The organism is Enterobacter sp. UPMP2061 (assembly GCF_053709615.1).
Genome location: NZ_JBSKJP010000008.1, coordinates 51995 through 73214 on the forward strand (window position 1 = coordinate 51995; position 21220 = coordinate 73214).

Annotated in this window: 17 protein-coding genes; 12 read left to right on the plus strand and 5 right to left on the minus strand. The window is 56.9% G+C overall.

Annotated elements, in window-relative coordinates:
• Window positions 1–16 precede the first annotated feature (16 nt).
• The 4 genes from yrfG to pckA all read left to right on the plus strand — a co-directional run bounded on the left by yrfG (window position 17) and on the right by pckA (window position 3997).
• Window positions 17–700, plus strand: a complete 684-nt coding sequence (gene yrfG / locus ACWKXX_RS15690) for a GMP/IMP nucleotidase (RefSeq protein ID WP_163359085.1) — start codon at window positions 17–19, stop codon at window positions 698–700.
• Entirely contained in the window at window positions 697–1098 is a 402-nt protein-coding gene (gene hslR / locus ACWKXX_RS15695; RefSeq protein WP_017693863.1) for a ribosome-associated heat shock protein Hsp15, read from the plus strand. Before yrfG ends, hslR begins: the two co-directional genes overlap by 4 nt.
• A 24-nt stretch (window positions 1099–1122) precedes the next feature.
• On the plus strand, window positions 1123–2001 hold the full coding sequence (gene hslO, locus ACWKXX_RS15700; protein ID WP_023304550.1) for an Hsp33 family molecular chaperone HslO: 879 nt from the start codon (window positions 1123–1125) through the stop codon (window positions 1999–2001).
• A gap of 379 nt (window positions 2002–2380) precedes the next feature.
• Entirely contained in the window at window positions 2381–3997 is a 1617-nt protein-coding gene (gene pckA, locus ACWKXX_RS15705; protein WP_017693860.1) for a phosphoenolpyruvate carboxykinase (ATP), read from the plus strand.
• A gap of 95 nt (window positions 3998–4092) precedes the next feature.
• Here the strand turns inward: pckA and envZ are convergent, their stop codons facing one another.
• Window positions 4093–5439, minus strand: coding sequence for a two-component system sensor histidine kinase EnvZ (gene envZ, locus ACWKXX_RS15710; RefSeq protein WP_003861615.1), 1347 nt, complete (start codon window positions 5437–5439; stop codon window positions 4093–4095).
• A complete protein-coding gene (gene ompR / locus ACWKXX_RS15715; protein ID WP_001157751.1) occupies window positions 5436–6155 on the minus strand; it encodes an osmolarity response regulator transcription factor OmpR in 720 nt (239 codons plus the stop codon). The genes envZ and ompR overlap by 4 nt, the downstream gene beginning before the upstream one ends.
• Window positions 6156–6383: 228 nt before the next feature.
• Here ompR and greB point away from each other — a divergent pair, with 228 nt between their 5' ends.
• From greB to feoC, 5 genes are all read left to right on the plus strand, one after another.
• Entirely contained in the window at window positions 6384–6857 is a 474-nt protein-coding gene (greB, locus tag ACWKXX_RS15720; RefSeq protein WP_017384149.1) for a transcription elongation factor GreB, read from the plus strand.
• A gap of 87 nt (window positions 6858–6944) precedes the next feature.
• Entirely contained in the window at window positions 6945–9275 is a 2331-nt protein-coding gene (locus tag ACWKXX_RS15725) for a Tex family protein (RefSeq protein WP_261666493.1), read from the plus strand.
• Between the two features lie 319 nt (window positions 9276–9594).
• Window positions 9595–9822: a ferrous iron transporter A gene (gene feoA, locus ACWKXX_RS15730; RefSeq protein ID WP_015571441.1), complete on the plus strand. Its 228-nt coding sequence runs from the start codon at window positions 9595–9597 to the stop codon at window positions 9820–9822.
• A gap of 30 nt (window positions 9823–9852) precedes the next feature.
• Window positions 9853–12171: a Fe(2+) transporter permease subunit FeoB gene (gene feoB, locus ACWKXX_RS15735; RefSeq protein ID WP_015571442.1), complete on the plus strand. Its 2319-nt coding sequence runs from the start codon at window positions 9853–9855 to the stop codon at window positions 12169–12171.
• Between the two features lie 11 nt (window positions 12172–12182).
• A complete protein-coding gene (feoC, locus tag ACWKXX_RS15740; RefSeq protein ID WP_017384148.1) occupies window positions 12183–12419 on the plus strand; it encodes a [Fe-S]-dependent transcriptional repressor FeoC in 237 nt (78 codons plus the stop codon).
• Here the strand turns inward: feoC and bioH are convergent.
• On the minus strand, window positions 12394–13176 hold the full coding sequence (gene bioH, locus ACWKXX_RS15745) for a pimeloyl-ACP methyl ester esterase BioH (protein ID WP_045339135.1): 783 nt from the start codon (window positions 13174–13176) through the stop codon (window positions 12394–12396). The two genes, feoC and bioH, sit on opposite strands and share 26 nt — an antisense overlap.
• Window positions 13177–13212: 36 nt before the next feature.
• On the opposite strand from bioH, the gene gntX reads away from it, so the two are divergent.
• From gntX to gntT, 3 genes are all read left to right on the plus strand, one after another.
• Window positions 13213–13893: a DNA utilization protein GntX gene (gene gntX / locus ACWKXX_RS15750; RefSeq protein WP_017384146.1), complete on the plus strand. Its 681-nt coding sequence runs from the start codon at window positions 13213–13215 to the stop codon at window positions 13891–13893.
• A 61-nt stretch (window positions 13894–13954) separates the two neighbouring features.
• A complete protein-coding gene (gene nfuA, locus ACWKXX_RS15755) occupies window positions 13955–14530 on the plus strand; it encodes a Fe-S biogenesis protein NfuA (RefSeq protein ID WP_003861601.1) in 576 nt (191 codons plus the stop codon).
• Window positions 14531–14835: 305 nt separating this feature from the next.
• Window positions 14836–16152 (plus strand): gluconate transporter, encoded by a 1317-nt coding sequence (gene gntT, locus ACWKXX_RS15760; protein WP_017384145.1) that lies wholly within the window; start codon window positions 14836–14838, stop codon window positions 16150–16152.
• A 111-nt stretch (window positions 16153–16263) separates the two neighbouring features.
• On the opposite strand, the gene malQ is transcribed toward gntT, so the two are convergent.
• Window positions 16264–18342, minus strand: a complete 2079-nt coding sequence (gene malQ, locus ACWKXX_RS15765) for a 4-alpha-glucanotransferase (RefSeq protein ID WP_045348705.1) — start codon at window positions 18340–18342, stop codon at window positions 16264–16266.
• Window positions 18343–18351: 9 nt separating this feature from the next.
• The gene (malP, locus tag ACWKXX_RS15770) at window positions 18352–20745 is read right to left on the minus strand and encodes a maltodextrin phosphorylase (protein WP_261665946.1); all 2394 of its coding nucleotides are present in this window, start codon (window positions 20743–20745) and stop codon (window positions 18352–18354) included.
• Between the last annotated feature and the right edge of the window lie 475 nt (window positions 20746–21220).

Below are 21220 nucleotides of genomic sequence, written 5' to 3' on the forward strand. Positions count from 1 at the left end.
GCTGGAGTTCCCCCTTATGCATCTTAATATCGACTGGCAGGCGGTCGATACCGTCCTGCTTGATATGGACGGCACGCTGCTTGATCTCGCCTTTGATAACTATTTCTGGCAAAAGCTGGTCCCGGAAACATACGGTGAACAGCAGGGGATCTCCCCGGCGGAAGCGCAGGAATTCATTCGTTCGCAATATAGCGCGGTGCAGCATACGCTAAACTGGTACTGTCTTGACTACTGGAGCGAGCGACTCGGTTTGGATATTTGTGCCATGACCACCGCCCAGGGCGCACGCGCTGTACTGCGCGACGATACGGTCCCGTTCCTGGATGCGCTGAAAGCCTGCGGTAAGCGCCGCATTTTGCTGACGAATGCGCATCCTCATAACCTGGCCGTGAAGCTGGAAAATACCGGTCTTGCTTCACACCTTGATTTATTGCTTTCCACCCACACATTTGGTTATCCGAAAGAGGATCAGCGGTTGTGGCATGCCGTGGTGGAAGAGACCGGTTTACAGCCGGAACGCACGCTGTTTATTGACGACAGCGAGCCGATTCTGGATTCTGCGGCCGCTTTTGGCATTCGCTATTGTCTGGGCGTGACTAATCCGGATTCCGGCCTGGCTGAAAAAAGCTATCTGCGACATCCGGGGCTGAACGACTATCGCCGGATGATCCCCTCACTCACCGTGAAGGAGACGCCATGAAAGAAAAACCCGCTGATGGGGTAAGACTGGATAAATGGCTGTGGGCCGCCCGTTTTTACAAAACGCGCGCCCTTGCCCGTGAAATGGTTGATGGCGGAAAGGTGCATTACAACGGTCAGCGCAGCAAACCGAGCAAGCTGGTTGAACTGAATGCCACGCTAACGCTTCGCCAGGGCAACGATGAGAAAACGGTGGTGGTGAAAGCCATTACCGAGCAGCGGCGGCCCGCAACCGAAGCCGTTTTGCTGTATGAAGAGACGGCCGAAAGCATAGAGAAGCGCGAGAAAACCGCGCTGGCGCGCAAAATGAATGCGCTGACCATGCCTCACCCGGACCGGCGACCGGATAAAAAAGAGCGCCGCGATCTGATGAAATTTAAACACGGTGAGAGCGAGTAACCCTCACCTGCACGAGAGATGAAAATGGCCCAACACGACCAATTACACCGCTATCTGTTTGAACAATTCGCCGTGCGCGGCGAGCTGGTCACCGTATCCGAAACCTGGAAACAGATTCTGGAAAACCACAACTACCCGCTGCCGGTGAAAACCCTGTTGGGCGAACTGCTGGTTGCCACCAGCCTGCTGACCGCCACGCTGAAGTTCGCTGGCGATATTACCGTTCAGTTGCAGGGTGATGGCCCGATGTCGCTGGCGGTGATCAACGGCAATAACCAGCAGCAGATGCGCGGCGTGGCGCGCGTTCAGGGCGATATCCCTGAAAATGCGGATCTGAAAACGCTGGTCGGAAATGGCTACCTGGTTATCACGATCTCGCCTGAAGAGGGTGAGCGCTATCAGGGCGTTGTCGGTCTGGAAGGCGACACGCTTGCCGCCTGCCTGGAAGATTACTTCATGCGTTCCGAACAGCTGCCAACCCGCCTGTTCATCCGCACCGGTGAAGTGGATGGTCAGCCTGCTGCCGGTGGTATGCTGCTTCAGGTTCTGCCTGCGCAGGATGCACAGACCAATGATTTCGAGCATCTGGCAACGCTGACGGAAACCATCAAAGCGGAAGAGTTGTTCACCCTGTCGGCGACCGACGTGCTGTGGCGTCTGTACCACGAAGAAGAAGTGACGGTTTACGATCCGCAGGATGTGGAATTTAAGTGCACCTGCTCTCGCGAGCGTTGTGCTGGCGCCCTGAAAACGCTGCCGGATGAAGAGATCGACAGCATCATGGCGGAAGACGGTGAGATCGATATGCACTGTGATTACTGCGGTACGCACTACGTGTTCAATTCCATGGATATCGCGGAGATCCGCAATAACGCCTCTCCGGCGGACCCGCAGGTTCACTAAACCTCTTTCCCCTCACCCTAACCCTCTCCCCAACGGGGAGAGAGAACTTGAACACCCTCACCCCTTTGGGTGAGGGGTAAAAAACGCCACCCAAGCTGAATCGTTTTCCCAATGTAACCCTTACGTAATTTTCTTACATGTATGCGATTACATTCACATTCTTCTGGATAAATTCACCAGAGATTAACCTTTTAAGAACATTTTCCCCATCCAAAAAGCGATTCCTGCGATAATCTGCCCGCCCTGTGACTGGAGTCGCAGCGTTTTCCGTTAGTAAGGGTTTTGACCAGATACGTAAATCTATGAGCCCCGTCGCGGTTAACATCCCCAGAAAAACCCTACAATTTCAGGCAGTACATATTGGCTAAGGAGCAGTGATATGCGTGTTAATGGTTTAACCCCGCAAGATCTCAAGGCTTATGGTATTCACGACGTCCAGGAAGTGGTCTACAACCCCGATTACGATACGCTGTATCAGGAAGAGCTCAATCCGGCACTGGAAGGATACGAGCGCGGTGTGTTGACGAACCTGGGTGCTATCGCCGTCGATACGGGTATTTTTACCGGTCGTTCGCCTAAAGATAAGTATATCGTCCGAGACGACACCACCCGCGATACGCTGTGGTGGGCTGATAAGGGCAAAGGGAAGAACGATAACAAACCGCTCTCCCCGGAAACCTGGCAGCATCTGAAAGGACTTGTCACCCATCAGCTTTCCGGCAAGCGTCTGTTTATTATTGATGCGTTCTGCGGCGCTAACGCCGACACCCGTCTCTCCGTACGGTTCATTACTGAAGTGGCCTGGCAGGCGCATTTCGTGAAGAACATGTTCATTCGTCCGACCGATGAAGAACTGCAAGACTTCACCCCTGACTTTATCGTGATGAACGGCGCGAAATGCACCAACCCGCAGTGGAAAGAGCAGGGTCTTAATTCCGAAAACTTTATCGCCTTCAACCTGACCGAGCGTATCCAGCTGATCGGCGGTACCTGGTACGGCGGCGAAATGAAGAAAGGGATGTTCTCGGTCATGAACTACCTGCTGCCGCTGCGCGGTATCGCCTCCATGCACTGCTCGGCGAACGTCGGGGAAAAAGGCGATGTAGCAGTGTTCTTCGGCCTTTCCGGCACCGGTAAAACAACGCTGTCCACCGATCCAAAACGTCGTCTGATTGGCGACGATGAACACGGCTGGGATGATGACGGCGTGTTTAACTTTGAAGGCGGCTGCTACGCGAAGACCATTCGCCTGTCGGAAGAGGCAGAGCCGGATATCTACCACGCGATTCGCCGCGATGCGCTGCTGGAAAACGTCACCGTGCGTGCCGATGGTTCTATCGACTTCGACGATGCCTCGAAAACGGAAAACACCCGCGTCTCTTACCCGATCTACCACATCGAGAACATCGTCAAGCCGGTATCGAAGGCGGGTCATGCCACGAAGGTGATTTTCCTGACCGCGGATGCGTTCGGCGTGCTGCCACCGGTTTCCCGCCTGACCGCCAGCCAGACGCAGTACCATTTCCTCTCCGGCTTTACCGCTAAACTGGCGGGTACCGAGCGCGGTGTGACCGAGCCAACCCCAACCTTCTCCGCCTGCTTCGGCGCGGCGTTCCTGTCGCTGCACCCAACGCAGTACGCGGAAGTGCTGGTGAAACGCATGCAGGCATCCGGCGCCCAGGCGTACCTGGTGAACACCGGCTGGAACGGTACGGGCAAACGTATCTCCATCAAAGATACACGCGCCATCATCGACGCGATTCTGGATGGTTCGCTGGATAACGCCGAGACCTTTACGCTGCCGATGTTCGATCTGGCGATCCCAACAGAGCTGCCGGGCGTGGATACGCGTATCCTGGATCCGCGTAACACCTACGGTTCACCGGAACAGTGGCGTGAGAAGGCTGAATCGCTGGCGAAACTGTTTATCGAAAACTTCGAGAAGTATACCGACACACCGGCCGGTGCTGCGCTGGTGAGTGCGGGACCAAGGTAAAAGCAAAAAGGCAACGAAAGTTGCCTTTTTTAATGTTTTCTCCCTCTCCCCGTGGGAGAGGGCCGGGGTGAGGGCATCAGGCCCCCCCCCCTTTTTTAACTCTCTTTCACCTGCCCCCGTAAAACCGGCACCGGTAACCACGCACGAATGCTCAAACCGCCCCGCTCGCTGGTGCCAATTTCCAGCAGTCCGTTATGGTTATCAACAATACGCTGCACAATCGCCAGGCCTAAGCCGGTTCCGCTGGTGCTGCGCGCGCTGTCGCCACGCACAAATGGCTGGAACAGGTGCTTACGCTGCTCAGGCTTGATGCCCGGGCCATCGTCTTCCACCTGGAACCAGGCGCGGTTGAGTTCCGTACCGCTGCTGACTTTGATCCAGCCGTTGCCGTACCGCGCCGCGTTAACCACCATATTCGCCACCGCGCGTTTAATGGAGAGCGGGTGCATACGTACCTGAATCTCGCCTGCCTGAAGGTCGGTCGCAATTTCACGTTCGTAGCCGCTTTCGGCGGCAACCACTTCGCCCAGAACCGCGTTCAGATCCGCCATCTCCATCGGCATCTCCTGCCCGGTGCGCAGGTAGTCGATAAACTGCTCGATGATGGCGTTACACTCTTCGATATCCTTGTTGATGGACTCTGCAAGATAACCATCCTGCTCGCCCATCATCTCTGTTGCCAGCCGGATACGCGTCAGCGGGGTGCGAAGGTCATGGCTGACCCCGGCCATCAGCAGCGTACGGTCGTCCGCCAGCTGTTTAACGCCTGCCGCCATGTGGTTAAACGCACGCGTTACCGAGCGCACTTCCGATGCGCCATACTCGCGCAGCGGCGGTGGGATAATACCTTTACCGACCTGCAATGCCGCATGCTCCAGGTCGACCAGCGGTCGGTTCTGGATACGAATAAACAGCCATGCGCCGCCGATGGCCAGCAGCATGATCGCCAGGGTGTATCGGAACAGCGGCGAGAAGTCGCCCTGATGAATCTCGGTGAGCGGAACACGCACCCAAATGTTGGGTGACAGCCAGGTTTTCAGCCAGACAACCGGCGAGCTTTTATTGACCTCAACGCGCACTTCCGTCGGGCCGCCAAGCTGCTGCGCCATCTGCTGACTGAGGAATTCATAGTGCTGCGCCCAGCGCAGGCCGGCATCTTCCGCCGCTTCGTTCGAGTAGAGAGAAATGCCCAGCTCACGGTAGATTTCCCGACGGAACGCCGGGGGAACAACCAACTGCGTGCCGTCCTCCAGTTGCAGTTTGTCGGTCATCAGCATACGCACTTCGTATGCCAGCACCTTATTAAACTGCTGAAGGCTCGGCAGGATTGCAAAGTTCAGCACCACCAGGTAGGTCGTCACCAGGCTGACGAATAGCAGGGTGACGATCAATAACAGCGTGCGGGCAAACGAACTTCGCGGCGAGAAGCGCATTCGCCTCATGCTTTAGAGCCGTCCGGGACAAACACGTAGCCCAGACCCCACACGGTCTGAATATAACGAGGATGCGCCGGATCTTCTTCCACCATACGGCGCAGACGAGAGATCTGCACGTCGATAGAACGCTCCATCGCGGAGTATTCACGACCACGCGCCAGGTTCATCAGCTTGTCACGGGAGAGCGGCTCACGCGGGTGACTGACCAGCGCTTTCAGCACCGCGAACTCGCCGCTGGTGAGCGGCATTGGCTCATCTTCACGGAACATTTCACGGGTGCCGAGGTTCAGCTTGAACTTCCCGAATGCAATGACGGCCTCTTCCTGAGATGGCGCGCCCGGCAGCTCGTTCGCCTGACGACGCAGCACGGCGCGAATACGCGCCAGCAGTTCACGCGGGTTGAACGGCTTTGGAATGTAGTCATCAGCGCCGATCTCAAGGCCGACGATACGGTCAACTTCTTCACCCTTCGCCGTCACCATGATGATCGGCATCGGGTTGCTCTGGCTGCGCAGACGGCGGCAAATAGAGAGCCCGTCTTCGCCAGGCAGCATCAGGTCCAACACCATCAGGTGGAAGGATTCACGCGTCAGCAGACGATCCATCTGTTCCGCGTTCGCGACGCTACGAACCTGGAAGCCCTGCTCGGTCAGATAACGTTCCAGCAGCGCACGCAGGCGCATGTCGTCATCTACGACCAGAATTTTGTAGTTCTCTTGCATTGTGTGTACTCCCAAAGGTTCGGATAAGCCTGGAACAGCGTATTCTAAAAAAGTGCACGGGTTCGACCAGCAAATTCTGGTATAAATTCTAGACGAAATTGTTACAAAGCATATTTAACAGCAGCTTATCTGTTCATTTCATCACATAAATCATTATTAATCTTGTCTGTTACACTGTGCGCTACGTATTGTGCGCAAAGACAGTTAACCGGCATTAAAGGCTGCACCATGAAAACGCCTCTGATCACCCGTGAAGGGTACGAGAAACTCAAAAAAGAGATGGATTACCTGTGGCGCGAAGAGCGTCCGGAAGTGACCAAAAAAGTCACCTGGGCAGCAAGCCTGGGCGACCGCAGCGAGAATGCGGACTACCAGTACAATAAAAAGCGGCTGCGCGAAATCGATCGCCGGGTACGCTACCTGACGAAGTGCCTCGAGAATCTCAAAATTGTCGATTACTCCCCGCAGCAGGAAGGTAAAGTGTTCTTCGGCGCGTGGGTCGAAATTGAAAACGACAGCGGCGACACCCTGCGTTTTCGTATCGTCGGCTACGATGAAATTTTCGGGCGTAAGGATTACATTTCTATCGACTCACCCATGGCCCGCGCCCTGCTGAAAAAAGAGGTAGGCGATTTAGCCGTTGTCCAGACGCCTGCGGGTGAAGCAAGCTGGTACGTCAACGAAATCGAGTATGTTAAATAGTCCGAGAGCGCCCTCCCCGGCTGGCATTTTTTGGTGTCAGCCCGTATAACTATCCCCCTGATTTTCGATCCACAAGATGAACTGACCATGATGAAAGAGTCGCTCTGCCGCATTATTGCGGGTGAACTTCAGGCCAGAGCCGAACAGGTAGAAGCTGCCGTTCGCCTGCTTGATGAAGGGAACACCGTGCCGTTTATTGCACGTTATCGTAAGGAAGTCACCGGCGGTCTGGATGACACGCAGCTGCGAAACCTGGAGACCCGTCTGGGCTATCTGCGCGAGCTGGAAGACCGACGTCAGGCGATCCTCAAATCTATCGGCGAGCAGGGCAAGCTGACCAGTGACCTGGAAAAAGCCATTAACGGTACCCTGAGTAAAACCGAGCTCGAAGACCTCTATCTGCCGTACAAACCGAAGCGCCGCACGCGCGGGCAGATTGCGATCGAAGCCGGCCTTGAGCCACTGGCCGATCTGCTGTGGAACGAGCCGTCTCACGATCCGGAAACCGAAGCCGCCAAATTTATCGACGCCGATAAAGGCGTAGCGGACACCAAAGCCGCGCTGGACGGCGCGCGCTATATTCTGATGGAGCGCTTCGCCGAAGACGCGGCGCTGCTGGCCAAAGTGCGTGATTACCTGTGGAAGAACGCGCATATCGTCTCCACCGTGGTGTCCGGCAAAGAGGAAGAAGGCGCGAAATTCCGCGACTACTTCGATCACCACGAACCCATTTCTACCGCGCCGTCTCACCGCGCGCTGGCGATGTTCCGCGGCCGTAACGAAGGCGTGCTGCAACTCTCCCTGAATGCCGATCCACAGTTTGACGAGCCGCCAAAAGAGAGCCACTGCGAGCAGATCATTATCGACCATCTGGGCCTGCGCCTGAACAACGCCCCGGCGGACAGCTGGCGCAAAGGCGTGGTGAGCTGGACCTGGCGCATCAAGGTGCTGATGCACCTCGAAACCGAGCTGATGGGCACCGTGCGCGAGCGCGCCGAAGACGAAGCGATCAACGTCTTCGCCCGTAACCTGCACGACCTGCTGATGGCGGCGCCAGCTGGCCTGCGCGCCACCATGGGTCTCGATCCGGGTCTGCGTACCGGCGTGAAGGTGGCCGTGGTTGACGGCACCGGCAAGCTGGTTGCCACCGACACCATTTACCCGCACACCGGTCAGGCAGCGAAAGCGGCTGTCGTCGCCGCCGCGCTGTGCGAGAAGTACAACGTTGAGCTGGTTGCCATCGGTAACGGTACGGCGTCCCGCGAAACTGAACGTTTCTATCTCGACGTGCAGAAGCAGTTCCCGAAAGTGACGGCGCAGAAAGTGATCGTCAGTGAAGCGGGGGCATCTGTCTATTCCGCCTCGGAACTGGCAGCGCAGGAGTTCCCGGATCTGGACGTTTCCCTGCGCGGCGCGGTCTCTATCGCCCGTCGTTTACAGGATCCGCTGGCGGAGCTGGTGAAGATTGACCCGAAATCCATCGGCGTGGGCCAGTATCAGCACGACGTGAGCCAGACGCAGCTGGCGCGTAAGCTGGATGCGGTAGTGGAAGACTGCGTTAACGCCGTCGGCGTGGACCTGAACACCGCTTCCGTTCCCCTGCTGACCCGCGTGGCGGGCCTGACCCGTATGATGGCGCAGAATATCGTCGCCTGGCGTGATGAGAACGGTCAGTTCCAGAACCGCCAGCAGTTGCTGAAGGTGAGCCGTCTGGGGCCGAAAGCATTTGAGCAGTGCGCGGGCTTCCTGCGCATCAACCACGGCGATAACCCGCTGGATGCCTCTACCGTTCACCCGGAAGCGTACCCTGTTGTTGAGCGCATCCTGGCCGCCACCCGGCAAGCGCTGAAAGACCTGATGGGCGACAGCAGCGCGCTGCGTAACCTGAAAGCGGTGGATTTCACCGACGAACAGTTCGGCGTGCCGACGGTCACTGACATCATCAAAGAGCTGGAAAAACCGGGCCGCGATCCGCGTCCTGAGTTTAAAACCGCGACCTTTGCTGAGGGCGTAGAAACCATGAACGACCTGCTGCCGGGCATGGTGCTGGAGGGGGCGGTAACCAACGTCACCAACTTTGGCGCGTTTGTGGATATCGGCGTGCATCAGGATGGTCTGGTGCATATCTCTTCCCTCGCCGACAAGTTCGTTGAAGATCCGCACACCGTGGTCAAAGCGGGCGACATCGTGAAGGTGAAAGTGCTGGAAGTGGATCTCCAGCGCAAGCGTATTGCCCTGACCATGCGTCTGGACGAGCAGCCGGGCGACACTAACGCACGCCGTGGCGGTAATGGCGGTGGCCGTGAACAGCAGCGTCCGGCAGCGAAAGCCGCGAAGCCACGCGGACGTGACGCACAGACGGCGGGCAACAGCGCGATGATGGATGCGCTGGCAGCGGCGATGGGTAAGAAACGCTAATGCTGCAAATGCCCGGTGGCGCGACGCTTACCGGGCCTACGGTTTTGTAGGCCGGGCAAACGCAGTGCCGCCCGGCAAGCAGGCCGCAGGGAATTAAAATAAATATGTTGTATCCATATTTAAACCACGAATTATCACCTCATTAACAAATAGCCCTCTTTTTATTTTCACCTCAATTTCGAAAATATTGAGCAAGGTCAAGCAGACCGCAAATTAATACGATTAACAACATCCCGTCACATTTTTATTATTGCTGATAAAAACTATTCTCATTATCATCGCAGTGTAGATTATTTAACCTATCGTGGAATCAGGCGCTATGCAATTCACTCCAGACAGTGCGTGGAAAATTATCGGTTTTACCCGTGAGATAAGCCCGGCCTATCGGCAGAAGCTCCTGTCACTGGGCATGCTACCCGGCTCATCATTCCAGGTTGTGCGCGTTGCGCCGTTGGGCGATCCAGTTCATATCGAAACCCGACGCGTTAATCTGGTTCTGCGTAAAAAAGATCTCGCATTAATTGAAATTGAATCTTTATCCCGTTAACAAGCCAGCGGTTTCAGTGAGTCTACTACAATGAAAAAATTAACTATTGGCTTAATTGGCAATCCTAATTCCGGCAAGACAACCTTATTTAATCAGTTAACTGGCGCACGCCAGCGTGTGGGAAATTGGGCAGGCGTGACGGTTGAACGCAAAGAAGGCCAGTTCACCACGACAGATAATCAGGTCACGCTGGTTGATTTACCGGGGACCTATTCCCTCACCACGATTTCATCCCAGACCTCTCTCGATGAGCAAATTGCCTGCCACTATATTCTGAGCGGCGACGCGGATCTGCTTATCAACGTGGTGGATGCCTCTAACCTCGAACGAAATCTGTATCTCACGTTACAGCTGCTGGAGCTGGGTATTCCCTGCATCGTGGCGCTTAACATGCTCGACATCGCGGAGAAGCAAAAGCTGCGCATCGACGTCGATGCCCTCTCCGCCCGTCTGGGCTGCCCGGTGGTTCCGCTGGTTTCCACCCGCGCTCGCGGCATTGACGCCCTGAAGCTGGCGATTGACCGCCACACGGGCAATGCCGACGTCGAACTGGTGCACTACGCCCAGCCGCTGCTGCGCGAAGCCGGGCAGCTGGCGCAGGAGATGGATAACAGCATGCCCGCCAGACAACGTCTGTGGCTTGGCCTGCAAATGCTGGAAGGCGATATCTACAGCCGCGCCTACGCAGGCGATGCGGCGGATAAGCTGGATGTCGCACAGGCTCGCCTTAGCGACGAGCTGGATGACCCGGCCCTGCACATTGCGGATGCGCGCTATCAGGCCATCGCCGCTATCTGTGACGTGGTCAGCAATGCATTAACCGCTGAACCCAGCCGCTTCACCGCCGCCGTGGATAAAATTGTGCTCAACCGCTTCCTCGGTTTACCGATCTTTTTACTGGTGATGTATGTGATGTTCCTGCTCGCCATTAACATCGGCGGTGCATTACAACCTATCTTTGATGGCGGCTCTGTCGCTATCTTCGTGCACGGTATTCAGTGGCTGGGCTACACCCTCCACTTCCCGGAATGGTTGACCATCTTCCTTGCGCAGGGGATCGGCGGCGGGATCAATACCGTCCTGCCGCTGGTGCCGCAGATCGGCATGATGTACCTGTTCCTCTCCTTCCTTGAGGATTCCGGTTACATGGCGCGCGCCGCCTTCGTGATGGACCGCCTGATGCAGGCGCTGGGGCTGCCGGGCAAATCCTTCGTGCCGCTGATTGTCGGCTTTGGCTGTAACGTGCCGTCAGTCATGGGCGCGCGTACGCTGGATGCCCCGCGCGAACGCCTGATGACCATCATGATGGCGCCGTTCATGTCCTGCGGCGCGCGGCTGGCGATCTTCGCGGTCTTTGCCGCGGCGTTCTTTGGTCAGGAAGGAGCGCTGGCCGTCTTCTCCCTGTATGTGCTGGGTATCGTGATGGCTATTCTCACCGGCCTGATGCTGAAGCACACCATCATGCGTGGCGAAGCGTCGCCGTTCGTGATGGAACTGCCGGTTTATCACGTTCCGCATCTGAAAAGCCTGATTATTCAGACATGGCAGCGCCTGAAGGGCTTCGTTCTGCGCGCCGGTAAGGTGATTGTGGTGGTCAGCATTTTCCTGAGCGCCCTGAACAGCTTCACTCTGAGCGGCCAGGCCGCGGACAACATTAATGACTCTGCCCTGGCCTCCGTCAGCCGGATCATTACGCCGGTCTTCAAACCGATTGGCGTTCAGGAAGACAACTGGCAGGCAACCGTGGGCCTGTTCACCGGCGCGATGGCAAAAGAGGTGGTTGTCGGCACCCTGAACACGCTTTACACCGCGGAAAACATCCAGGAAGAGGAGTTTAATCCGGCAGCGTTCAACCTCGGCGATGAACTGCTTGGCGCGGTGGAAGAAACCTGGCAGAGCCTGAAAGACACCTTCAGCCTGAGCGTACTGGCGAACCCGATTGAAGCCAGCAAAGGCGACGGCGAAATGGCGACCGGAGCAATGGGCGTGATGGGCCAGAAATTTGGCAGCGCGTCGGCGGCCTACAGCTACCTGATCTTCGTCCTGCTCTATATTCCGTGCATCTCGGTCATGGGCGCCATTGCCCGTGAGTCCAGCCGCGGCTGGATGGGCTTCTCCATTCTGTGGGGGCTGAACATTGCCTACTCGCTGGCGACCGTGTTTTATCAGGCCGTCAATTACAGCCAGCATCCGCGCTACAGCCTGGTCTGTATCCTCGCGGTGATCCTGTTTAACGTGATGGTGATTGGCCTGCTGCGCCGGGCGCGTAGCCGCGTTGACGTTAACCTGCTGGCAACGCGCAAAACCCCGACGACCTGCTGTAGCAGCCCTGCGGGCGACTGTCACTGAGGGGAAAAAAGATGGCATCGTTGATTCAGGTTCGTGACTTACTGGCGTTACAGGGGCGAATGGAGGCGAAGCAGCTCAGCCTCAGCCTGCATACGCCGCAGCCGATGATCGATGCCATGCTGGAAAGGCTGGAGGCCATGGGGAAAGCCGTGCGCATTCAGGAAGAGCCGGACGGTTGTCTGTCCGGCAGTTGTAAGAGTTGTCCTGAAGGTAAAGCCTGTCTCAGGGAGTGGTGGACGCTTCGCTGATAAAACCGGACAGCGCCGAACAAAACTCAGCAGGATGAGAGATGAACGGCGCATGTGCCGCTTTGGCAACCACCATTGATTTACTCTCCGGCCACAGCGCATCCAGCAGCGGAACCACCTTGCGCGGAACCAGTCCATCCAGATAGCCATAAATACGCAGATGCGGCACCGTTAACGACGCCAGCGGCTCGCGCAGATCGGCCGTTTTCAGGATTTCCAGCCCTCCGTTCAGCACCTCAACCTCCGGCATCGGCAGAGAAAGCACCGTCTGCTTCAGCGTCCGCGCATCCTGACGGGCGGTTTCTGTTCCCATCGTCTGTAATGCCAGGAAACGCTCCACCGTCCGCTGGAAGTCTTCGCTCAGCTGATGCTGGAACCCGGCCAGCACCTCAGGTTTGATGCCCGGCCACGCCTCGCGGGCGCTGAAACAGGGTGATGAGGCCACGGTCACCAGCGCCTGGACCCGTTCAGGATGGCGCAGCGCAATCTGGCTTGCCACCAGCCCGCCCAGGCTCCAGCCGAGCCAGACGGCTTTTTGCGGCGTCGCCTCCAGAACCTGCTCCGCCATGTCGTCGAGCGTCATCGCGCCGTAGCCGTGGCTACGTCCATAGCCCGGTAGATCCACCAGGTGTACCGTGAATTGCGAGGCCAGTTCCTCACTTATGCAACGCCACACTTCGGCGTTCAGTCCCCATCCGTGCAGCAGCACAAGATGACAATTTCCCGTCCCAACGGTCTGCCACCACAGCGTCTTCATCAGTTAACGTTCTCTTTTTTCACATGGAGGTTGCGTATGCTAACAGTGCCCGGCTTGTGCTGGCTATGCCGAATGCCACTTGCGATGAGCGCGTGGGGCGTCTGTTCCGTTTGCACGCGAGCGCTGGGTTACCTGAAGGGCTGTCCGCAATGCGGCTTGCCTGCCGTAAGCCAGACGCTCCCCTGCGGCCGTTGCCTGAAAAAAGCGCCGCCGTGGAGCGCGCTGGTGGCGGTAGATGATTACGTTTTGCCGCTGAGTCGTCTGGTTCATCAGTTTAAGTTTTCCAGCCAGACTGCACTGGCGCAGCCCCTGGCACGCCTGTTGTTACTGGCGGTATTACAGGCGCGAAGAACGCGCGGGCTGCCGCCGGTCGACACGCTTGTGAACGTGCCACTGTTTCAGCGTCGGCACTGGCGGCGGGGATACAATCAGAGCGACCTGCTGTGCCGTCCGCTCGCCCACTGGCTGGGTTGCCGGTACCCAGCCTCTGCGCTGAAACGTACTCATGCCACTGCCGTTCAGCACCGGCTCAACGCCCGGTCGCGCAAAAGGAACCTGAAAAACGCCTTTCGCCTTGAATTGCCGGTCAACGGCCTCCATATCGCGATTGTGGATGATGTCGTCACCACGGGCAGTACCGTGGCTGAACTTTCCCGACTGCTTTTGCAAAGCGGCGCCGCGTCAGTTCAGGTATGGTGTCTGTGCCGTACCTTGTAGCCCTTCTTCAATGGGCGTATGATTATACCCAGGTAATTTAGTCAACTATTAGGCCAAAGCTATGATCCGTATTTCCGATTCTGCACAAGCGCACTTTGCCAAACTGCTGGCAAATCAGGAAGAAGGGACGCAGATCCGCGTGTTTGTGATCAATCCAGGCACTCCGAATGCAGAATGTGGTGTCTCTTATTGTCCTCCGGATGCTGTGGAAGCAACTGACACTGCCCTTAAATTTGAACAGCTCACCGCGTACGTTGATGAGCTGAGCGCGCCGTATCTTGAAGATGCGGAGATTGATTTCGTCACTGACCAGCTGGGTTCTCAGCTGACGCTGAAGGCGCCAAACGCGAAGATGCGTAAAGTCTCTGACGATGCCCCGCTGATGGAGCGTGTGGAATATCTGCTGCAATCGCAGATCAACCCGCAGCTGGCCGGCCACGGGGGACGTGTTTCCCTGATGGAAATCACCGAAGATGGTCTGGCGATCCTGCAATTCGGCGGCGGCTGTAACGGCTGCTCCATGGTTGATGTAACCCTGAAAGAAGGGATCGAGAAGCAGCTGCTGAACGAATTCCCGGAACTGAAAGGCGTGCGCGATCTGACCGAGCACCAGCGCGGCGAGCACTCCTACTACTGATTCAGTGCCCGTCTGTATTGCCCGGTGGCGCTGCGCTTACCGGGCCTACTTTTTCTTGCCTCCCCCTCTGTATGTTGACCTGCGTCTCATAATTTAAATTTTACCTGCCTGGGTGATTCTCAATCACGTCATGTTACCCGTATCATTCCCATGGGCACTCAACACCCTTATAACAGCCGACTAAACTTAACGTTTTCGCAGGCATCAGTATGAGTGCCATTAACACTCTGTTCCCAGTTGGGACAACCGGAATTTGTCGTTGAAACAATGACGTTACCCATAACAATTCAAAGGCCAGGTCAATCATGCCATTAGTCATCGTCGCTATCGGTGTTGTGTTATTACTGCTCTTGATGATCCGCTTCAAAATGAACGGATTTATCGCTCTGGTTCTGGTGGCACTTGCAGTCGGTCTGATGCAGGGAATGCCGCTGGTTAAAGTTATCAGCTCCATTAAAGCCGGTGTCGGCGGTACGCTCGGCAGCCTGGCGCTGATCATGGGCTTCGGCGCCATGCTCGGTAAAATGCTCGCGGACTGCGGTGGCGCACAGCGTATTGCCACCACGCTGATCGACAAATTTGGTAAGAAGAACATTCAATGGGCGGTAGTGTTAACCGGTTTTACCGTCGGTTTCGCGCTGTTCTATGAAGTGGGCTTCGTGCTGATGCTGCCGCTGGTGTTCACCATCGCTGCTGCCGCCAACATCCCGCTGCTGTTCGTGGGTGTGCCGATGGCTGCGGCGCTGTCCGTCACCCACGGTTTCCTGCCGCCGCATCCGGGCCCAACGGCTATCGCCACCATCTTCCACGCCGATATGGGTAAAACCCTGCTGTTCGGTACGATTCTGGCGATCCCGACGGTGATTCTGGCAGGCCCGGTGTATGCGCGCTTCCTGAAAGGCATTGATAAGCCTATCCCGGAAGGGCTGTACAGCGCCAAAACCTTTACTGAAGAAGAGATGCCAGGCTTTGGCGTCAGCGTCTGGACCTCACTGGTACCGGTGATCCTGATGGCGATGCGTGCCATAGCAGAGATGGTTCTGCCGAAAGGTCACGCGTTCCTGTCCGTTGCGGAGTTCCTGGGCGACCCGGTGATGGCGACGCTGATTGCGGTCCTGATCGCCATGTTCACCTTCGGTCTTAACCGTGGTCGTTCCATGGATCAGATCAACGACACGCTGACCTCTTCCATCAAAATCATTGCCATGATGCTGCTGATCATCGGCGGTGGCGGCGCGTTCAAGCAGGTGCTGGTCGACAGCGGCGTGGATAAATACATCGCGGCCATGATGCATGAAACCAACGTCTCCCCGCTGCTGATGGCATGGTCTATTGCCGCGGTGTTGCGTATCGCGCTGGGCTCTGCGACCGTTGCGGCGATTACCGCGGGCGGTATCGTTGCGCCGCTGATTGCGACCACGGGCGTAAGCCCTGAGCTGATGGTTATTGCGGTCGGTTCCGGTAGCGTGATTTTCTCCCACGTGAACGATCCGGGCTTCTGGCTGTTCAAGGAGTACTTCAACCTGACCATCGGTGAAACCATCAAGTCCTGGTCCGCGCTGGAAACCATTATTTCGGTGTGCGGTCTGGTCGGGGTGCTGCTGTTGAATATGGTGGTTTGATGTATTAAGTCGGGTGGCGGCTATGCCTTACCCGACCTACTTAATGCACGTAGGCCCGGTAAGCGTTAGCGCCACCGGGCAATAAAAAACCCGCCACTGGCGGGTTTTTTATCACTTCTTCGCGGCTGCTTTTCGCCGTTTATCCAAATCCTTAATCAACCTGTTCACCCCGTCATCGGCAAACATCGCTTCAAGCGTTGTGGACAGCTTGCGACGCCAGTTTTTGTACTGATAGCTGGTGCCGGGGATGTTTACCGGCTCCGCCATATCAATCCAGTCTTCCGGTTGCAGACCGAGCAACGCGCTGTTGCTGTCGGCAATATAGCGCTGTAAGCCACGGTTAAGCGTTGGCGTCATCGACATCAGCGACGCCTTATGCCCGGCGCGCTTCGGCAGACAGCCATGCTTATGCAGCGCATCCAGCAACCCCTGCTTCGCCAGCTCGCGATCCTGATACAGCCCACGCAGAACCTCTTCATCCGGGTAGAGACCCAGCGTTTTGCCGAGCGTCAGGTCGCCGCTTTCCCAGTAGCCTCTGAGCGTAGGAAGATCATGCGTCGTCGCGACTGCCATTGACTGTTCAGGGTACGCTTTCGGCGCGCGGAAGGTTTTCTCATGGTCGTTTTCAAAATAGAGCACTTTGTAGGAGTAAACCCCGCTGTCGCGGAGCTTGCTGACAATTTCCACCGGCACGGTACCGAGATCTTCGCCAATCACCATGCACTGATGACGTTTACTCTCCAGCGCGAGGATTGAGAGCAGGTCGTCCACCGGATACTGCACGTACGCCCCGTGGTCAGCCGTTTCACCGTACGGGATCCACCACAGGCGCAGCACGGACATCACGTGGTCGATACGCAACGCGCCGCAGTTCTGCATGTTAGCGCGTAGCAGGTCGATAAACGGCTCGTAGGCACGCGCCGCCATCACGTGCGGATCCATCGGTGGCAAGCCCCAGTTCTGACCAAGCGGGCCAAGAATATCCGGCGGCGCACCCACAGAAGCTTTCAGGCAGTAAAGTTCACGGTCACACCAGGTTTCCGCCCCGCCTTCCGCCACGCCGACAGCCAGATCGCGATACAACCCGATCGGCATGTTATAGCCCTGGCTCACCTGCCAGCAGGCGGCAAACTGGCTGTACGCCAGCCACTGCAACCAGAGATAGAAATCCACCTCGTCGGCATGCGTCTCACAGAATGCCTTCACTTCCGGGGTATCAACGGACTGATAGGCTTCCGGCCACACCGGCCAGCCCCAGCGCATCTCGTCCTCCTGAACCTGATACGCATGCAGCGCATCAAACGCTGCCTGCCAGTAAAGGCTCTCACCTTCCTGCATCACAAACTGGCGGAAGGCTGCCATCTGCTCGTCGTCACGCTTCGCAAAGCCCTTCCAGGCCAGACGCAGAGCCGCCATTTTCAGCGCGGTAACGGAGGCGTAATCAACCCAGTCCGCATCGCGGGCCTGTTTCAGCAGCTGTTGCGTGGTCTCAAGCTTCCACCACGCCTGCGCCTCTTTGCTGTTTTTGAAATCGTCTAACGCGTTAACGTCGATGTAAATCACGTTCAGCCAGCGACGGGAAGACGGGCTGTACGGGCTGGCGCTTTCCGGATTCGCCGGATAGAGGGCGTGGATCGGGTTGAGGCCGATGAACGCGCCGCCGCGCTCACCAACAGATGCCAGCATCTTTTTCAGGTCGCCAAAATCGCCAATGCCCCAGTTGCTGTCCGAACGCAGGGTATAGAGCTGCACGCAGGCGCCCCACAGTTTTTTGCCTTCACGCAGCGCCTGCGGCTCATAGCAGCGCTTTGGCGCCACAATCACCCGACAGTGAAAACGCTGGTCGTCCCGGGTCAGCGTAAGCGTGTGGTAGCCCTCCGGCAGCTTCGCCGGAAGGTTAAGGGTTTTGCCGCCGGTGGCATGGCCTTTGTGCTGATGCCCCTCTTCGGTGGTGAGCAGCCAACTGAACTCGCCGCGCCCTTCCACCGCCAGCGGCATCTTTTTGCCTGCGGTAAAGACCTTGACGTTCGGCACCGGCGCACCCGACGCTTTCGCGTCGGTTTTGTGCATGGCATCCAGCAAACGTCTTTTGGTGTCCGCACCAATAGACTGCGGTTTGCCGTGCGCATTGATGTAACTGAGGCTAATTCCCGCCGCCTGCGCGGCACTGTCCAGACGTTTACTCTCCATCGCGCTTCCTTAGCGTTTTGCCTGCCAGATACGAGCCTGATAATCACGGATTGAGCGGTCAGAGCTGAACATACCGCAGCGCGCGGTGTTCAGGATACACGCGCGGGTCCAGGCATCCTGGTCGCGATACAGCACGTCGACCTGCTTCTGCGCTTCAACGTAAGCCGAGAAGTCAGCCATCACCAGGTACGGGTCGCCGCCCTGTTTGCCCATGCTGTGCAGCATCTGGTCAAACGCGTGCTTGTCGCCGTCGCTGTACTTCCCGCTTTCCAGCTCTTTGAGCACCGCATCCAGCACTTTATCTTTTTTACGCCATTTCACCGGGTCGTACCCTTTGGCTTTGATGGCTTTCACTTCTTCAACAGTATGGCCGAAGATAAAGATGTTCTCTTCGCCGACCTTCTCGGCGATTTCGACGTTCGCACCGTCCAGCGTGCCGACGGTCAGCGCGCCGTTCAGGGCCAGCTTCATGTTGCCGGTACCGGACGCTTCTTTACCGGCGGTAGAGATCTGCTCGGAAATATCCGCCGCCGGGATCAGCATTTCAGCCGCAGAAACGCAGTAGTCCGGCAGGAACACCACCTTCAGCTTGTCGCCCACTTTCGGATCGCTGTTGATCGCCGCCGCCACTTTATTAATGGCAAGGATAATGTTTTTCGCCAGGTAGTAGCCCGGCGCCGCTTTCGCACCGAACAGGAACACGCGCGGGACGCGGTCGGCCTGCGGATTCTCGCGGATCTCTTTGTACAGCGCCAGAATGTGCAGCAGGTTCAGGTGCTGACGTTTGTACTCGTGCAGTCGTTTGATCTGGATATCGAAAATCGCATTCGGGTTGATCTCAATTCCGGTGCGCATTTTCACAAACTCGGCCAGACGAACCTTGTTCTCCAGCTTAATGGCGCGGTACTGCTCGCGGAACTTCGCGTTGTCGGCCTGTTTTTCCAGGTTGATGAGCTGGTCCAGGTCGTTGGCCCACTCTTTCTTCAGGGTCTTGTCCAGCAGGCCGGCCAGCAGCGGGTTGCACTGCTTAATCCAGCGACGCGGCGTGATGCCGTTGGTCACGTTATGGAATTTGGTCGGCCACAGCTGGTGGTATTCCGGGAAGAGATCTTTCACCACCAGATCCGAGTGCAGCGCGGCCACGCCGTTCACCGCAAAGCCGCTGACCACGCACATGTTCGCCATGCGCACCTGCTTGTCGTGCACAACGGCCAGCTTCGCCCAGACGGCCTTATCGCCCGGCCAGGTTTTCTCCACCAGCGTTTTGAACTGGTCGTTAATCTTGTTGATGATCTGCATATGGCGCGGCAGCAGCGTTTTCACCAGCTTCTCATCCCAGCACTCGAGCGCTTCCGGCATCAGGGTGTGGTTGGTGTAGGCGAAGGTGCGGCTGGTGATGGCCCAGGCGTCGTCCCAGCTCAGCTGATGCTCGTCGATCAGCACGCGCAGCAGCTCCGGGATCGCAATGGTCGGATGCGTGTCGTTAAGCTGAATAACTTCGAAGTCCGGCAGCTGAGCCAGCTTGCGGCCCGCCAGGTGGTGGCGACGCAGAATATCCGCCACGGAGCAGGCGCACTGGAAGTACTGCTGCATCAGACGCAGCTTTTTACCCGCCAGATGATTATCGTTCGGGTAGAGGACTTTGGTCAGCTTCTCGGCGTCGATCCCCTGCTGCTCGGCGCGCAGGAAATCACCGTCGTTGAATTTGGTCAGGTTAAACGGATGCGCGTGCTTCGCCTGCCACAGGCGCAGCGGCTGCGCCACGCCGTTACGGTAGCCGAGTACCGGCAGGTCCCAGGCTTCACCGGTAATGGTGAACGCAGGTTCCCAGAGTCCCTGCTTCGTGACTTTCCCGCCAATCCCGACCTGCACATCCAGCTGCGCGTTGTGGCGGAACCACGGATAGGTATTGCGGTGCCAGTCGTCTGGCGCTTCCATCTGATGGCCGTCGGCAAATGACTGACGAAACAGGCCGTACTGATAGTTCAGCCCATAGCCAATCGCCGACTGGCCCACGGTTGCCATGGAATCCAGGAAGCAGGCTGCCAGACGTCCCAGACCGCCGTTACCCAGCGCCGGATCAATCTCTTCTTCCAGCAGATCGGTCAGGTTGATGTCGTGTTCTTTCAGCACGTCACCGACCTCCTGATACCAGCCAAGGTTCAGCAGATTGTTACCCGTCAGACGGCCAATCAGGAACTCCATTGAAATGTAGTTGACGTGACGCTGGCCTTTCACGGGCTTCGTCACAGGCTGAGCGTCCAGCTGCTCTGCGAGCGCCCCGCTCACCGCCTGCCACCACTGGTGAGGCGTCATTTCGTTTGCAGCATGAAGGCCAAAACGCTGCCACTGACGCGTCAGGGCAGCCTGAAATTGAGCTTTGTTGAAAGTAGGCTGTGACATAGGGAATCGGCATCCTGTAGAGAGTAAAAACATTTAACGCTAGTGTGCCTGGCTCATTGTGCCTCTTCCTCCTCCTGTCGGGGATTAGACAGGGAGGAGTAGCGGGGATGAGCATAAAAGTGTGATCGAGGCCACTGTGTGAGTGTGCGCTTCGCGGAAAAAGCGATCCCGGAAGAGCGTCAAAGAAATGAAATGCAGTTTCGGAGGAAATTAATCATCGCTGAAATGATTACTTACGTAGAATAATATTTCCGCGCGTCGCGATTATTCAGCACCCCTATTAAGCCGATGCAACTTTCCCCGAAGTTAATTAACTTCAGCGTCATTATCTCTTTCTGAAACCAGTTTCAGCGCAACCGCGACTTATGCAGACAAGCCAGAAGCAGCGCGGCATCCAGCCATTTACGGAAAGTTCCATCTGTGATGAGAATGTTTTGTGACAGAGTGCAAATTCAGAGCCTCCAAACCCAGACAT

What these genes read in the sequence shown, in the direction of transcription:
- yrfG (WP_163359085.1), top strand. Translation starts at nt 17, where the DNA reads ATGCATCTTAATATCGACTGGCAGGCGGTCGATACCGTCCTGCTTGAT.
- hslR (WP_017693863.1), top strand. Translation starts at nt 697, where the DNA reads ATGAAAGAAAAACCCGCTGATGGGGTAAGACTGGATAAATGGCTGTGG.
- hslO (WP_023304550.1), top strand. Translation starts at nt 1,123, where the DNA reads ATGGCCCAACACGACCAATTACACCGCTATCTGTTTGAACAATTCGCC.
- pckA (WP_017693860.1), top strand. Translation starts at nt 2,381, where the DNA reads ATGCGTGTTAATGGTTTAACCCCGCAAGATCTCAAGGCTTATGGTATT.
- envZ (WP_003861615.1), bottom strand. Translation starts at nt 5,439, where the DNA reads ATGAGGCGAATGCGCTTCTCGCCGCGAAGTTCGTTTGCCCGCACGCTG.
- ompR (WP_001157751.1), bottom strand. Translation starts at nt 6,155, where the DNA reads ATGCAAGAGAACTACAAAATTCTGGTCGTAGATGACGACATGCGCCTG.
- greB (WP_017384149.1), top strand. Translation starts at nt 6,384, where the DNA reads ATGAAAACGCCTCTGATCACCCGTGAAGGGTACGAGAAACTCAAAAAA.
- ACWKXX_RS15725 (WP_261666493.1), top strand. Translation starts at nt 6,945, where the DNA reads ATGATGAAAGAGTCGCTCTGCCGCATTATTGCGGGTGAACTTCAGGCC.
- feoA (WP_015571441.1), top strand. Translation starts at nt 9,595, where the DNA reads ATGCAATTCACTCCAGACAGTGCGTGGAAAATTATCGGTTTTACCCGT.
- feoB (WP_015571442.1), top strand. Translation starts at nt 9,853, where the DNA reads ATGAAAAAATTAACTATTGGCTTAATTGGCAATCCTAATTCCGGCAAG.
- feoC (WP_017384148.1), top strand. Translation starts at nt 12,183, where the DNA reads ATGGCATCGTTGATTCAGGTTCGTGACTTACTGGCGTTACAGGGGCGA.
- bioH (WP_045339135.1), bottom strand. Translation starts at nt 13,176, where the DNA reads ATGAAGACGCTGTGGTGGCAGACCGTTGGGACGGGAAATTGTCATCTT.
- gntX (WP_017384146.1), top strand. Translation starts at nt 13,213, where the DNA reads ATGCTAACAGTGCCCGGCTTGTGCTGGCTATGCCGAATGCCACTTGCG.
- nfuA (WP_003861601.1), top strand. Translation starts at nt 13,955, where the DNA reads ATGATCCGTATTTCCGATTCTGCACAAGCGCACTTTGCCAAACTGCTG.
- gntT (WP_017384145.1), top strand. Translation starts at nt 14,836, where the DNA reads ATGCCATTAGTCATCGTCGCTATCGGTGTTGTGTTATTACTGCTCTTG.
- malQ (WP_045348705.1), bottom strand. Translation starts at nt 18,342, where the DNA reads ATGGAGAGTAAACGTCTGGACAGTGCCGCGCAGGCGGCGGGAATTAGC.
- malP (WP_261665946.1), bottom strand. Translation starts at nt 20,745, where the DNA reads ATGTCACAGCCTACTTTCAACAAAGCTCAATTTCAGGCTGCCCTGACG.